Below are 14,734 nucleotides of genomic sequence, written 5' to 3' on the forward strand. Positions count from 1 at the left end.
TCCCCGATCGAGGTCACGAGCCCGGTCGGGCGCCGGTCGGGCCTTTCGTATCGGATGGGAAGGGCAGGACAACAGCCGGCGGCGCACCGTCGACCGGAAGCGGGGGACTGCCTCCTGACGCTTGCGCGCATTTCCGCAACGCCGGGCGGGATGGCAGAAGGCTCGCCATCAGCGCCTCCATCTGCCGCGACCAGGCCGCGAAGCCGTGATGGCGTTCCCAGGCGTCCCGGATCTCCCGGCGCTGTGCCGGGCGGGCCCGCGCATGGGCCTCTGCCAGACCCACGATGCGCAGGGCATCCTCGGCCGGGTTCTCTCGTCCGGCCGCGCCAGTCAGGAAACGCGCATGAGGATGATGCCGCGCCACCTCGCGGCACCCCGGCAGGTCCGGCAGCGCCATTGGCAGCCCCGCTTCGAAGGCCTCCAGCGCCCCGATCGGCTGTCCCTCGTAGCGCGAGGTCAGCAGGTAGCAATCCGCCGTCGCCAGCCAGGGGCGCAGATCCTCCAACGGGCCGTTGAAATCTATCCGGCGCAGGCCGGCATTGCCCAGGATCCGCCGGGCGCGCTGCCGGAAGGCATGGGTCTCCGTCCCCTCTCCGCAGAAGCTCAGACGGTAGCTCCCCGGCAGCGCGGCGAAGATATGCAGCGCCCGGTCGAGGTTCTTCTGGCGCGCGACCCGCCCGGTCACGAGGATGCGGCGCACCGCGCCCGGCCGATCTGCAGCAGGAGGGGCCGGCAGGGGGCCGACGGTGGAACTGTTGGCCAGAACCTCCAGCCGGTGACGACAGGTCAGGCCTGCGCCGACGGCGGCGACATAGGCATCGCGGCCCGTGACGGACAGGAAGATCAGGCAGCGCGCGGGGCCGTGGCGCAGCGAAAGCCGCTCCAGCCAAAGGGCGAGACGGGCCAGGAGTCGGCGGTGACCGGGGCCGAAGGGCAGCCCGTGGTAGGTGATGGCGATGGTGGGCGCTGGCAACGCACGCCCCCGGGCGCCTGGCAGGGCGGAGCGTAGCGCCCAGCCCAGGAGGATCAGCTGCAGCAGCACGACCCCCATGCGCGCATGGGCCCAGACGAGATCCGGCGTTTCCCGCCGTAGCAGCCGCGTCAGCCAGCGCGCGGTCGCCAGCATCTGCCAGGGCCGCAGGCGCGAGGCCAGACCCGGCACCGCGATGTGACGCACCCCCGCGCCGCGCAGGGAGCTGTAGCCGCCCCGGTCAGGCGCCGAGAGGACCAGGAAACGGGCCTGGCCGCCACAGGCCCGCACCAGGTGTTCAAGATGCCGGGGCACGCCGGAGCGCCCGCCGTCCCCGCCGATCAGCACCACCTTCGGGCGCGCCGCTTCCGCCTCAGACCTTTCCAAGGATCGCCGCCCCCCAGAAACCCAGATTGCCCTGCCAGTCCTGCCGGTAGAGCCCGGCGCGATGCAGCTGGCGCAACCTCTCGCCCAGGCCGGACTGGCGGGCGCGGCGCAAGGTGCGCAGGATGGCGCGGTTTTCCGGCAGCAACAGGTCCTCGCACCGGGTCAACGCATCGATCTGAGCCTGCAGCCGCGCCGCGTAGACCCCGCGCAGCACCTGCCCCTTGCGCCCGATCCAGGCCCGCAGCCCGCGCGGCGCGCCGATGGCATTGTCCGCGTGCTGACGATAGAGCAACGCCGGGGCGCGATCGGCCAGGCACAGCGCACCGGCCCCGCTGAGCAGCTGGTACAGGAACCAGTCATGCGCATAGACCCCCTGCGCCAGGGGTGCGGCCCGTCGGGCCAGCCGCGCCGCTGCCGGGTTGAGGACCAGCGTGTTGCCATAGGCCACGTTTTCCACCAGCGCATTGGCAAAGGACGGGCGCCGGCGCAACGGGGCCGACGGGCGATAACGGCTCGCCTCCGGCTGCCAGTCGATGCGGCGGGCGAAAGTGAAGGCCGGCAGGCTGTTCGGCACGCGGCCCAACACCTCTCGCGCCCGCGCCAGGCGACCGGGCAGCCAGATGTCGTCCTGATCCGCCAGCGCGACGCAGCCCGGCACCTCCGGCAGGTCCGCCAGCAGTACCATGTAGTTCGCGGCGAAGCCCCGGCCCGGCCCCTCGGTCAGGCGGATCCTGTAACCACTTCCGTCAAGCTGGGCGGCGAACCGCCCGAGCAGCTCCGGCCCCCGGTCAGTCGAACCATCGTCGCTGACCCGCAACTCCCAGGCATCGAGGCCGCTGGCCAGCAGGCTGGTCAGCTGTGGCTCCAGGTGGCGGGCCCCGTTGTGAAGGCCCATCAGGATCAGCATGCGCCGCTCTCCCATGACGGGCCGCCCGACGCGACCCTGTCCCGGATCCTTGCCCCGGGCCGGTTAACACGAGGTATGCGCCCCCAAACCGTGCCCATCCCTGGCAACGGGCGGCGGGAACGAGTGGCGATAAACCCTTCTTTCACGGCCCGTCGCCTATGACCGGCTGAGATGATCCAGAAGGACCTCTTCGTGTCGACCATGACCCTTTCGCTGCGCCTCGGGCGCCGGTTCCTGCAGATCCTGGCCGAAGACGGGCCGCGGGCCGCCCTGGCGCGCACCCGGCTCTGGCTGCGCCGCAGGTTCCGGGACGAGCCGCCCAGCGTTGCGCCCGGCAGCGGGCAGGCACGGCGCGGGTCCGACGACCTGCAGGCGTTCTGGGTGGAAAGCGCCACGCGCGGCGCCTTTCGCCTGGCCACCGCGCCCGTCCTGCAACGACGCCGGAAGGTGGCCCTGATCGGCGACCTGAACCTGCCGCAATGCCGGAAGTACCGGGTGGAACAACTGGCCGAGGTGATGGCCCTGGCAGGGGCCGAGTACAGCTTTGCCCACTACGAGGACCTGCCGCGCTGCATGGATATCCTGCAGGATGCCACGCACCTCTTCCTCTACCGGCTGCGCAGCCATCCGGCGGTCACGCGCCACCTCTACGAAGCCCGCCGCCTGCGCCTGCCCGTGCTCTACGATATCGACGACCCGCTGTTTTCCGTACCGGCCTACGCCGGCTATCAGAACATGACGGCCCTGCCCCGCGACCTACAACAGCATTTCCTGGCCGAGGCGCCCTTCTTCGCCGAGGTGATGAACCTGGCGGATGCGATCAGCGTCTCCACCCCAGCGCTACGCGCGCATGCGCGGGATTTCACGCCGCGCCCGGTCTTCCTGCGCCGCAACTTCGCGGATCGCGCCACCCTGGACGCCAGGCCTGCACAGGTCATGCGCCCGACCAAGGGGTTTCGCCTGTGCTTTGCCAGCGGGTCGCATGGGCATGAGGTGGATTTTGCACTGATCGAAGAGGACATGGTGCGTTTCCTGCAGGGAGACCCCGGGCGCCGGCTGGTGATCCTGGGCCATTTCGATCCGACCCGCCTGCCGTCCGCGCTGCGCGATCAGGTCGAGCGTCATCCCTTCACCGACTACGCCGGCTACCTCAGCCATCTGGCGAGCTGCGATGCGGCGGTGATGCCGCTGGCTGATGACCTCTTCAACCGCTGCAAGAGCGCCGTGCGCGTGATCGACGCCGCCTCGGTGGGCGTCCCCAGCCTGGTGGGACAGGTCTCTGACATGGGGGCCATGGTGCGCGAGGGCGAGACCGGGCACGTCCTGGGCCCCGAGGCGAATTGGGCCGATAGGCTGGAGGCCATGGCCACCGCCCCTGACGCCGCTGCCCGGATGGGCAAGCGCGCGCGCCACGATCTGGAAACCCGCTGGGCCGCCGGGTTGGACACACCGGTGATCGACCCGGAGATGATCCGCTGGGTGATGGCATGAGCGCACCGCATCTTCTGGTCGGCAACATCTTCTTCGCCCCCTATACCTACGGCGGCGCCACGATCGTCGCCGAGGAGGTGGCGCGGCACCTGGCCCTGGATCACGGCTGGCAGGTCAGCGCGGTCTCCGCCGTCAGCCGCGCTGACCTGCCCGCCTATGCGCTGCGCAAGGTTCAGACGGGGCCAGTACCCAACTACCTGATCAACCTGCCCCCCGGGCGCGGCTACGCGGCGCATTACAGCAACCCCCAGGTGACCGAGGCGGTCAGCCGTCTGCTGCACAGCCTGGCGCCGGACCTGCTACACCTGCATTGCCTGCAGGAGCTGGGCAGCGGGCTGATCCGTGCCGGGCGGGAGGCAGGGGTGCCGGTCGTCGTCTCCACCCACGATTTCTGGTGGCTCTGCGAACGACAGTTCATGATCCGCCCCGACGGGCGCTATTGCGGGCAATCCCCGGTGCGCATCGACGGCTGCCGGGGTTGTGTCGTCGACCATGACCGGGCGCGCACGCGCGCGCGCCACCTCGCAGGCGCCCTGGCGGAGGCGGACCTGGTCACCTACCCCTCCGCCTTCGCCCGCGACCTGTCGCGCGCCTCCGGCCTGGCCGCTCGGGCCGATGCGGTCTGGCAGAACGGGGTCACGCTGCCGGGACCGGATTTCGCGGACCGTCAAGCGGCGCGGCGCGCGCGGGATCCGCGGCTGACCTTCGGCTTCTGCGGCGGCCCCTCGCAGCTGAAAGGCTGGCCGCTGATCCGGGAGGCCTTCGCCCCGCTGACGCGACAGGACTTCCGCGTGCGGCTGGTCGATGGCGCGCTGGAAGGCAGCTGGTGGCAGGACGTGCCGCTCGGGTCGCTGCCTGGGGACTGGCAGGTCCGGCCCCGCTACGCTCAGGCGGACATGGATGTCTTCTGGGCCGAGATCGACGTGCTGCTTTTCCCGTCGCAGTGGAAGGAGACCTTCGGGCTTACGGTGCGGGAGGCCCTGGCGCGCGGCGTGCGGGTGATCCAGACGGATAGCGGCGGCACGGTGGAACATGCCGGACCGGACCGGGATCGCCTGATCCCGATCGGCGCCGGGGCCGAGGCGATGCGGCGGGAAATCCTGCATGCCCTCGACCGGGCGGACCGTCACGCCGAGCCGGTGCCCGTCACGGGCTTCGCCGCCCAGGCGGAGGCATTCGTCCAGCTGACCGCGCCGCTGATCGAACCACGGGAAACCTGGCCCAAGGACCAGTCACAGGAAACCAACCCCGCCGGCGACAAGGACCCGCTCGCACCGATCAGACCGTGCGCCGAGGAGCCCGTGGAGGAGATTGCACCAGCAAACCACCAGGCGCGCCGCGCCTGAGCAGTTGCTCTAATGGATGTGGCACCCGCAGCACGACAGCCTCTAGCGCCCAGTGCGGGGAGAGCGTCGCAGCTGTCCGCAACGCCAAACGGGACCACCGCCAGCCCCTCCGCCCGGCGTCCATCGCCCGGGACCCGTCGCTTTGGCCAGCGAAAGGCCTACAGGCCCCAGCTTTCTGGCAGAACCAGCCCTTCGGCGCGCAATTCCTCCGCGATGCGCGCCACGTCCCGGGCCACCAGATCAGGAAAGAAGTCAGGCATCGGAAGCGCCGCCGAGGCATTGACCTGCCGGTCGATCAACGCCTCGGGATAGTCGACATGGGACAGGCCCAGGAAGGTCTCGATCCGGCGCAGGCTGGCGCGCGGGTCGGCGCGCATCTCCTCGTAGAACAGCGGCAGGAAACACTCCTCCGGCAGCCCCGCGCGCATCCGGCGCAGGGCGGCACCGTATTCGGCATTGGCCCAGATGAAATCCTGCCGCAGGAAGCGGTCCACCTGCGCCGGGGACCAGGTCGCCAGCTGGTCCAGCTGTCCCGTCACCTGAAGGTGGAATTTCACGTGGCTCCACAGCCGTTTCACCGGGTCTCGCAGGGTGTAGATCACCCGCAACCGGCTGCAGTCGGCCCGGATGCGCGGCCAGGCCTCCGCCGGCAGATGCGCGTAGAGGTTGGAGAAATCACAGGCGTACCGCTCCCCCCGCGGACGGGTGAAGAGATTGCGATACCACAGGTCGTCGACGGGCCGCGACAGATAGGCCGCGACCCAGTGCAGGTTGAGCCGCACGCGGTCGGGATTGGCCCGCTCCGGATCGAAGCGGTCCAGGTAGCGGTCCTTCGCAAGGCGCAGGCGGTTGCGATCCGACAATTGGCGGCTGTCGACGTAGCGGTGGTAGAAGTAATGCAGCTCCTTCTCGGGGGAGAAATGCAGATCGGGGTGCTGTTCCAGCACCGAGAACAGCCAGGTGGTGCCGGCCTTCATCGCCCCCGCGCTGAGGAAGAGATCCCCGAAGAGAGACGGACGATCCGTTGCGCCCATGGTAATCCTCCTGATCGTCAGATCAGGCCGGTCTAGGGGCGAAACCTGTAGATTCGTTTACCAGGCTCCCGGCCTCCGCCCGCCGGCGGGATCAGAAGATGAAATCGCCCGCGTCCAGATCCTCGATCGCGACGCCCTGCAACAGGATCTGGTCGCCGTTGGCCCCGGCGATCAGAACCGCGCCGCCCACGTCGAAGGCATGATTGCGGATCAGGTCATCGAAATCCGTGATGGCCGTGACCTCGGACAGGTCGATCTTCTCGAAGTCGTTCAGCGCGTCGAAATCGGTGATCGTGTCGTCGCCGAACCCATCGGCGAAGACGAAGATATCCGCGTTGAAGTTGCCGCTGATCCGGTCATCCCCGGCGCCGCTGTCGATCCGGTCGAAGCCCGCGCCACCGGCCAGCTCGTCGTCCCCCGATCCACCGTAGAGCGTATCGTCCCCGGCCCCGGCCCAGATCCGGTCCCCGCCGGTGCCACTGTAGAGCCGGTCATTGCCCTGCTCCCCGAAGAGCGCATCCGGCCCGTCCCCGCCATAGGCCAGGTCATCTCCCGCGCCGGTGAACAGCCGGTCGAAGCCCGCATCACCATGCATCTCGTCATTGCCGATCCCGCCGTAGAGGTTATCGGCCTGGTTGCCCCCATAGAGCAGGTCATCCCCCGACCCGCCCTCCAGGTGGTCGAAGCCCCCGTCGCCAAAGAGCACATCCTGCCCGGCATCGCCGTACAGCCGGTCTTCATGGATGCCGCCGCGCAGCTGGTCATCATCCTCGCCCCCATAGAGCCGGTCGTTCTGGTCGCCACCGATCAGCCGGTCGGTGCCGCTGCCGCCATAGAGATGGTCCTGCCCCGCCTCCCCCAGCATCCGGTCGTCACCGGCGTCTCCGTAAAGCCGGTCGGCCTGGCCACCGCCGTTGATGAAATCGCCACCGTCGCCGCCATAGAGGGTGTCGAACCCCGCGTCGCCGGTCAGCAGGTCCATCCCCGTGCCGCCCTCCACCAGATCATTGCCGTTGCCCGCGTGGATCCGGTCATTGCCCGCATCTCCGAAGACCTTGTCGTCCCCGTCCCCGCCGTAAAGCTGATCCGCCGCCGCCAGCCCGCGGATCGTATCGTCGGCGCCGCCCCCCTGCAGCAGGTCGGCGGCCTCCGACCCTTCGAGCAACCGGCCCACCTCGCCCGGGACGTAGCTGTCCAGCGACAGGCGCGACAGCAGGTAGAGGGTGTCGGCGCCGAAATCCGACGCCGAAAGAGGGGCGCCGTCGGCGCTGTGGACCTCGATCACCTCGTCGCCAATGTGGAACTCTCCGCCCCAGTCGCGGCTGACGAACAGAAGGCGCGAGATGTCGCTGTGATGGGTGATCCGGCTGAGGTCCAGCCGGTCGGTGCCGCGCTCGAAATCCGCGATCACGTCGGTTTCCCCGTCCAGCGACAGGGCGAAGACATCGGCGCCGGTATCACCTTGCAGCGTGTCGCGCCCCGCCCCGTCGACCAGGATGTCATCCCCGGCCCCGCCGCGCAGCAGGTCGTGACCCGCCCCCCCGGTCAGCGCGTCGTCCAGGGCACCGCCCTGCAGGGTGTCGTTGCCCGCCCCGCCGGCGCGGGCCTCTCCGGCTGACGACAGGTCCACCTCCGTCCGGGTGATGCCGGCCTCCCCCTCGCCCGCGGCGAAGATGGTCAGAACGTCGCCCGACACCGCGGTGGCGATGGCGCCCACGTTGGCCAGGCTGAGGTCGGTGCGATCCGCGATGGTGCCGTGATGGAACAGCTCGCCATTGGGCAGCAGCTCGAACAGGGTCACCCCGTCGTCGGCGCCACCCACCAGCACATAGGCCCGGCCGCCCACCTCGACCGTTTCCAGCGTGGTGATGTTCTGGAACCGGGTCGACAGGTCGTCGATCACATGGTCCGTCGGCGTCACGCTGCCATCCGCGCCCAGACGCATCACGGTGAGGGAGCTGGACCCGGCAGAGGCCACGACGAGCCAGCTTTCGCCCCCTGCGGTGACATCGGCCACCGCCGTCGGCGCGTCGATCCAGATGCCATTGTCGGCGCCGATGTCGGCTGTCCGGGTCAGCCCGCCGTCCGCCTCCACCCGGTAGACACTGACGGCATCCCCCGTGGCATAGGTGGCCACGACGAACTCGGACCCGCCCGCGGAGGTCATCAACAGATCGCTTTCGGCATGCCCCAGCCCGGGTCCGCCGAACGCCACCTCGGTCACCTCGGCCCGGCCGGTGGTCAGGTCCAGCCGCACCAGTCCGCCGCCCGACAAGGCGCCATAGCCCCAGGATCCGCCGGCACCGTCGCTGCGCACCTCCAGCTCGGTCAGCTGACCGAGGGACAGGCCATCACTGGCAAAATCCGTGCCCCAGGTCAGGGTGCCATTCTCCTGCCGCTGCCAGGTCTCGATCGTGTCCCCCGACAGGCCGATCGCGGCGGCCAGGGTCTTGCCGCCGACCTCGATCAGCTCCAGCTCCGGCACGGTCAATTGCAGACGATTTTCGCCGATTTCATCCGTTTCCAGCAGGCGCGCGCCGCCGTCGGTCAGGGCATAGCTGGCGATCCCCCCACCCGCCCGCGTGAGAGAGTAAAGCATCGTGCCCTGGCTGGTCTCATCCACCAGAAGATCGGTGATCCCCCAGTCGAAGGCGTCCCCGGCGCCGGACAGCAAGCTGCTGTTCTGAAAGTGCAAAGTTCCCATCGTTCACCCCGACTGGGGCGCCGGAGGATCTGTTCCTTCGGCGGCCCGCTCTGACTCGCGGGGGAGAATGCGGGACCAGAACGCGAACGTGAGGCCGCCGAGGCGGCGAAATCTGGGCGCTTTGTCCGCCTTCACCTCAAATGCGGCGGAAAGTTCCGGAAACCTTAACCAAGCCGCTAAAGGGCTGCATATCTCGCCCGGCGGGGTTAACCGTCGCGTTTACCAGGCTGGGCCTATCCCCGGGAAAACGCCCGGAGATCGGAGACCCCGCATGCCCCTCATCGCCCCGTCGACCCAGCCGCAGCCTGCCCCGCCCCTAGCCCCGAAGGATACCGGGCCCGACCATATCGGCCTCGAAGGCAACAGCCCCGCTACGCCGGGCACCCCGCTGGTCCCGCCGCAGCCGATGCCGGACGGGGCGAACCCGCTTTACGGCGCGCAATGGCACTTTCAGCTGATCGGCGACATCGAGGATGTCTGGGACGATTACACCGGCGCCGGCGTGACCGTCGCGGTCTACGACGACGGGGTGGAGGGTGGTCACCCGGACCTGGCCGCGAACTACGACGCCGCGGCCGAACTGAACCTGGTGGACGCCACTCCCAACAGCAGCAGCGACGGACACGGCACCGCGGTGGCCGGCCTGATCGGTGCGGCCGACAATGATGTCGGCGGGGTGGGCGTGGCCCATGGCGCGACGCTGGTCGGGGTCGACTACCTCAACGATGCCTTCCAGCTCAGCTATTCGGACTACCTGGCGGTGCTGGAACAGGCCGCCCGATATGACGTGATCAACAACTCCTGGGGCAGCTTCCCGTCGTTCCAGGAATACACCGACATCGGTGAACCCTCGCAGCAGGCGGGGCGCGAACGCGACGCCATCGAGACCGCCGTGACAGAGGGCCGAGGCGGGCTGGGCACGATCTTCCTAAAGGCCGCGGGCAACTATGCCAACGACAGCTCCGCCGAGAGCCTGGGCGTCTACGGCAACGCCCATGGCGACGGCCTGAACAACCTGCACGAGATCATCACGGTGGGGGCCACCGGATCGACGGGTTTCGTCGCCTCCTATTCCAACTGGGGGCACAGCCTGCTGATCGCCGCGCCGGCGGCGGCGGTGACGACGGACCGCAGCGGCGGCGCGGGCTACAGCGGGACCGAGTATACCACCGGCTTTGGCGGCACCTCGGCCGCCACGCCGGTCGTCTCCGGCGTGGTCGCCCTGATGCTGGAGGCCAATCCGGATCTTTACTGGCGAGACGTGCAGAGCATCCTGGCGGCCTCGGCGGCCCAGACCGGATCCAGCTACGGCGCCGGGGCCAGCGGCTATGAACGTGGCGCCTGGGACGCCAATGGCGCGCTCACCTGGAACGGCGGCGGCATGACCTATGCCAGCAGCTATGGCTACGGCATGGTCGATGCCCATGCCGCGACCCGCATGGCCGAGGTCTGGACCCGCATGCAACCGGACACGGCCGGCACCCTGGCTACGCGGACGGTGCAGAGCAGCGGCACCTACACGATCACCGACAACACCACCACGGAGATCAGAATCGACACCGGCGATCCGACGCTGCGCATCGACCATCTCTACGTGACCATCGACTACGACCACAGCTGGGAAACCGACCTGACCTTCGAACTGGTCTCGTCGGACGGTTGCGTGGTGCCGCTGAAGACGCGGGAGGGCGCCAGCTCCTACGACGACGACTGGACTTTCGGCGTCGCCTCGCTGCGCGGCATGACCGATAGCGGCACCTGGACCCTGCGGGTGACCGACTCGGCCGCGGCGGACAGCGGTCAGGTGAACGGGGTGACGCTGGACTTCGAGGGGCAGACCCTCGATGCCGACGACATCTACACCTTCACCGATGACTTCCGCGCATTGCGCGACGAGGAGGCGGCGCGCGGCCAGGTGACCGAGAGCAACGGTGGCACCGACTGGATCAACGCCGCCGCCCTGACCGGTCACGCCCGGATCAGCCTGCTGGACAACAGCGCCACCCTGCACGTCAATGGCGCCCTCTGGACCGATTTCGACGGTCGGATCGAACATATCGCCGCGGGCGACGGCAACGATACCCTGGCGGGCAACGGCGCCGACAATCTGATTCTGGCCGGGCGCGGCAACGACAACCTGCAGGGCGGCAGCGGCGACGACACGCTGGAAGGCGGCGCCGGCGAGGACGATCTGCTGGGTGAGGACGGGGCCGACCTGCTGCGCGGCGGCACCTGGGACGACCTGCTGTCCGGCGGCCGTCAGAATGACACGCTGCGCGCCGGGTCGGGCGACGACACGCTCTATGGCGGCTCGGGAGAGGACACCCTCAGCGGCAGTTTCGGGGACGACCTGGCCCATGGCGACGGCGGGGACGACCTGATTACCGCCGACGCGGGGTTCGACACGGTCTACGGCGGGGCCGGGCACGACCTGCTGAACGGCGGCAGCAATGCCGACGAGCTGCATGGCGACAGCGGCGACGACAGTCTGATCGGTGAACTGGGCCTGGATCACCTCTACGGCGGGGCCGGCAATGACCTGCTTTATGCGAATGCCGCGAACGATCTGCTCTATGGCGGCGCCGGCGCGGACACGCTGAATGGCGGCACGCAGGAGGATCGGCTTTACGGCGGCATCGGCAAGGACCGGCTACACGGCGAGGGCGGTTTCGACCGGCTTGAGGGGCACAGCGGCGACGACTGGCTCGACGGCGGCCGACAGGCCGACAACCTCTTCGGCGGAACCGGGGCCGATACCCTCTACGGCGGGCAGGGCCTTGACCGGCTGTTCGGCGGCGAGGACCGCGATCGACTCTACGGAGGAAGCGGCGACGACGGGCTGTTCGGCGACGATGGTGACGACATCATGGGCGGCCAGGACGGCGACGACCGGCTGTTCGGTGGGCGGGGCAAGGATCTGATGTCTGGCGGGGCCGGCAACGACACCCTCTACGGCAATGCCGATTTCGACAGCCTGCTCGATTCCCCAGGCGACGATGTCTACTACGGCGGCTTCAATGCCGACACGTTTCATTTCTATTCACACGCCGGGCAGGACACGATCGCCGATTTCGATGCGCTGAACGACCTGGAAAAGATCGTGTTCCAGCCCGGGACCAGCCCGATCACCGACTATGATGACCTGATGGCCAACCACATAGAGGACCTCGGCGGGTCGGTTCGGATCCATAACGGAGGGGGCAATACGATCCTTCTTGCGGGTGTGACCTTCGCGGATCTGGACGAGGCGGATTTCGCCTTCTACTGATCCGCTCCGCCGGTCTGAGGGACGGAAGCGGGAGAGGCATCGCCCGTTACGGGCGCGGCGGCCAGGGTCAACACGACGGCCGCCGCTCCCGGGGCGGACTGCGCCCCGGGCACCGGCTGCCCGCGCAGCTCGTAAAGCGATGACCGTGCCTCCCCCTCCGCGCCGGACAGGGGCCCCCACCCGCGCAGCGCGCGCCCCTGGCGCAGGACCTCCGCGGCGACCTCGTCCAGGGACAACCCGCCGACCTGCAGGTCCAGCCCCGAAAGGGGCCAGCCAGCCATGTCTCCGGTCGCGCCGATCGCGGCCCGGAACAGCCGGCTGGTGCGCAGGATCCGGCGGTCTGCATCCACCGCCACTGCCGCCACCTGCATGAAGTCCAGCACCTCCTCCATGTCCGGGCTCAGCCCCGCCAGCAGAGCGACCTTGCCCGCGCTTTCCATCGGGACCACGCTCAGACCGCTGTCCGCGCGCGGCGGCACCTCTGCACGATCCGCCGCGCTGCGGGCCCCGCGCGCGGCCTCCGGAACCGTCGACGGCGCGAAGGGGACGGGGGAGAGATCGGCGCCGCTGACCTGCAACCGCGCCAGCACGAAGTCCAGGGTCCTGTCACTGGTCGACAGCGCGCGTTCCGGCAGCGCCGCCACGGCCCCCGGGGACCTCTGGTCGGCGCCTCCCGACGGGGGCTCTCCCTCCGTCCCGGGGTCGGTGACCTCTTCGCGCCCCGACAGCCTCACCAGGATCAATCCTGGGTCGGACAGCCCGGCCCCGAGCCATTCCATGCGCAAGACCAGCTCATGGGTTTCCCCCTCGGCCAGGCGCAGGCTCACCCTCTGTTCCAGCGGGGGAACGGGTGCCACGCGCAGCTTTTCCATGCCCGCCCGGATCTCCCGGGCGAGGTCCGGCTGCACCACCTGACCGAGGGGATGGCTCCCGGAGCGGCCGAGGGAATCGACATAGGCGCCGGCATCGCCGAACCAGGCCACGACCTCGCCATCGTCGGGGCGCAGCATGATCGAGGAAGGCGCGTAACGCCGCATCAGCGCCTCGTAGGAGCGCAGCAGACGCGCGTCCCTGTCCGCCCCTTCGGTCCAGCGCGCCGCGGTAATAGGCGCCGGGTCCGCGGGGCCCTCTCTCGTCCTAGTAGAGGCAGAGGCCGCGTTCCGCGCATCGGCGGGTCGCACCTGGAACAGCCCCGGCCCCGCCTCGATCGGCACAAAGGCCGAGCTCTGCGCGCCCGGTGCCTCCTCGGGATCCAGCATCAGCCGGCCACCGGGCCGCAGCCCGAAGAGGAACATGGACAGGACGCGCGCCTGGGCCTCGTCCCGGAACGCGCTCAGCAGGTTGCGGCAGGAGATCAGGTCGAGGTTGATGAAAGGCGGATCGCTCAACACATCGTGGACGGAGAAGATCACGTGTTCTCGCAGCTGCGGGTCGATCAGGACCCCGGCGCCATGACGGTGGAAGTAGGCCCGCCGCATCCGGGCCGGGACGGATTTCACCGCCTCGGTCGAAAAGATCCCGGCAGAGGCTTTCTCGATCGCGGCGGGCTGCACATCGGTGGCGATCACTCGGTACCGCCGCCGGACGCCGGCGGCGCGCAGGGCCTCGGACACCTCCATGGCGATGCTGTAGGCCTCTTCGCCGGTGCCGCAGCCGGGCACCCAGATCCGCAGCGCCTCCTCCGGGCGGCTCTGTGCGACCAGGGGGTCGATCACCTGGCGCCGCAACGCCCGGAAGGCCCGGGCATCGCCATGGATGCGGCCCCGCCGTGTCGTCATCAGCTCGGCAAACAGGGCCTGGATCATGCCCGGATCCCGCTGCAGCACCGCCGCGAAGGCCTCCGGCGTGTCAAACCCCCGGTGCCTGCGCGCCCGGCCGAGGCGGTCGCGCAGCGGGGCCTGTCTGTAGGCCGCAAGGTCCACGCGCATCCGGCTGCCAACCAGGTCGAGGATAGCATCCTTTGCCTCTGACGGCTGCGTCGGCGCCGGGCTGCCCCGGTCCGCCAGGAGGGCGGCAAGCGCGTCGGGAAGGTCGCCCGCGGGTCGCGTGGCCACGACGGCCCCGGCCTCGATGGCCGCGGCGGGCATGGCGGGAAAGAGGGCCTCGGCGGGCTCTTGCGCCAGGACCGGATGGCCCGCCGACCGCAGGGCCCGCGCCCCTCGGGCGCCGTCCTGCCCCGCCCCCGACAGGATCACGCCGGCCACCGCGCCGGCCCTGCGGGCGCACAGAGACGCCATGGCCGTATCGATCAGGGGGAAGCCCGCCAGCTGGTCCTCGCTCAGCGCCGTGACGCGAAACCGGCCGTCACGCCATTCGACCTGCGTGCCGGGCCGGTTGATCAGGATCGTGCCGGGAATCGGGCGCCCGCCGTCTTCCAACGGCCGGACCGGCCAGGTGGTGCGCCGCGCCAGCGCCTCGGCCCGGGCGTCCCCATCGTCGCCAGACAGGTCCCCCGACTGATGCCGGAGCAAGACGCAGCACCAGCCGGCCCCCGGCGGCACGGCACCGATGAAATGTTCGAGGGGATCCACCCCGCCTGCCGCGGCACCAATCACGATTACCGGCACGTCGCCGTATCGCCTCTGGCCATCGGACCGATTCATACCAAGGGCACCAAATTCACCTTT

General features: G+C 69.6%; 8 protein-coding genes. 3 read left to right on the plus strand and 5 right to left on the minus strand.

The annotated features are described in order from the left end of the window. Nucleotides 1–13: 13 nt before the first annotated feature. Together LC066_RS18720 and LC066_RS18725 are read right to left on the minus strand one after the other, a co-directional pair. Nucleotides 14–1,357 (minus strand): glycosyltransferase family 4 protein, encoded by a 1,344-nt coding sequence (locus LC066_RS18720; protein WP_224902285.1) that lies wholly within the window; start codon nt 1,355–1,357, stop codon nt 14–16. Beyond that, on the minus strand, nt 1,344–2,279 hold the full coding sequence (locus tag LC066_RS18725) for a glycosyltransferase (protein ID WP_224902288.1): 936 nt from the start codon (nt 2,277–2,279) through the stop codon (nt 1,344–1,346). The genes LC066_RS18720 and LC066_RS18725 overlap by 14 nt, the downstream gene beginning before the upstream one ends. A 156-nt stretch (nt 2,280–2,435) precedes the next feature. Here LC066_RS18725 and LC066_RS18730 point away from each other — a divergent pair, with 156 nt between their 5' ends. Next, the gene (locus LC066_RS18730) at nt 2,436–3,755 is read left to right on the plus strand and encodes a glycosyltransferase (RefSeq protein WP_224902291.1); all 1,320 of its coding nucleotides are present in this window, start codon (nt 2,436–2,438) and stop codon (nt 3,753–3,755) included. Then, complete coding sequence (locus LC066_RS18735; protein ID WP_224902294.1) at nt 3,752–5,101, plus strand: glycosyltransferase; 1,350 nt, start codon at nt 3,752–3,754, stop codon at nt 5,099–5,101. The genes LC066_RS18730 and LC066_RS18735 overlap by 4 nt, the downstream gene beginning before the upstream one ends. 158 nt (nt 5,102–5,259) lie before the next feature. Here LC066_RS18735 and LC066_RS18740 read toward each other — a convergent pair whose 3' ends face one another. Next, nucleotides 5,260–6,135 carry a sulfotransferase family protein gene (locus LC066_RS18740; protein ID WP_224902296.1) on the minus strand — a complete coding sequence of 292 codons (876 nt, stop codon included), beginning with the start codon at nt 6,133–6,135 and terminating at the stop codon, nt 5,260–5,262. A 91-nt stretch (nt 6,136–6,226) separates the two neighbouring features. Beyond that, nucleotides 6,227–8,839, minus strand: coding sequence for a calcium-binding protein (locus LC066_RS18745; protein WP_224902299.1), 2,613 nt, complete (start codon nt 8,837–8,839; stop codon nt 6,227–6,229). Nucleotides 8,840–9,110: 271 nt separating this feature from the next. On the opposite strand from LC066_RS18745, the gene LC066_RS18750 reads away from it, so the two are divergent. Beyond that, entirely contained in the window at nt 9,111–12,107 is a 2,997-nt protein-coding gene (locus LC066_RS18750) for a S8 family serine peptidase (protein WP_224902301.1), read from the plus strand. On the opposite strand, the gene LC066_RS18755 is transcribed toward LC066_RS18750, so the two are convergent. Beyond that, nucleotides 12,101–14,710 (minus strand): CheR family methyltransferase, encoded by a 2,610-nt coding sequence (locus LC066_RS18755; RefSeq protein WP_224902303.1) that lies wholly within the window; start codon nt 14,708–14,710, stop codon nt 12,101–12,103. The genes LC066_RS18750 and LC066_RS18755 overlap by 7 nt on opposite strands. Between the last annotated feature and the right edge of the window lie 24 nt (nt 14,711–14,734).

The sequence above is a fragment of the Pseudooceanicola marinus genome, assembly GCF_020177265.1.
GTDB lineage: Bacteria > Pseudomonadota > Alphaproteobacteria > Rhodobacterales > Rhodobacteraceae > Pseudooceanicola > Pseudooceanicola marinus_A.

Excerpts from the sequence above, each read along its gene's own strand:
- LC066_RS18735 (WP_224902294.1), top strand. The coding sequence starts at position 3,752 with ATGAGCGCACCGCATCTTCTGGTCGGCAACATCTTCTTCGCCCCCTAT.
- LC066_RS18725 (WP_224902288.1), bottom strand. The coding sequence starts at position 2,279 with ATGGGAGAGCGGCGCATGCTGATCCTGATGGGCCTTCACAACGGGGCC.
- LC066_RS18745 (WP_224902299.1), bottom strand. The coding sequence starts at position 8,839 with ATGGGAACTTTGCACTTTCAGAACAGCAGCTTGCTGTCCGGCGCCGGG.
- LC066_RS18755 (WP_224902303.1), bottom strand. The coding sequence starts at position 14,710 with ATGAATCGGTCCGATGGCCAGAGGCGATACGGCGACGTGCCGGTAATC.
- LC066_RS18740 (WP_224902296.1), bottom strand. The coding sequence starts at position 6,135 with ATGGGCGCAACGGATCGTCCGTCTCTCTTCGGGGATCTCTTCCTCAGC.
- LC066_RS18730 (WP_224902291.1), top strand. The coding sequence starts at position 2,436 with ATGATCCAGAAGGACCTCTTCGTGTCGACCATGACCCTTTCGCTGCGC.
- LC066_RS18750 (WP_224902301.1), top strand. The coding sequence starts at position 9,111 with ATGCCCCTCATCGCCCCGTCGACCCAGCCGCAGCCTGCCCCGCCCCTA.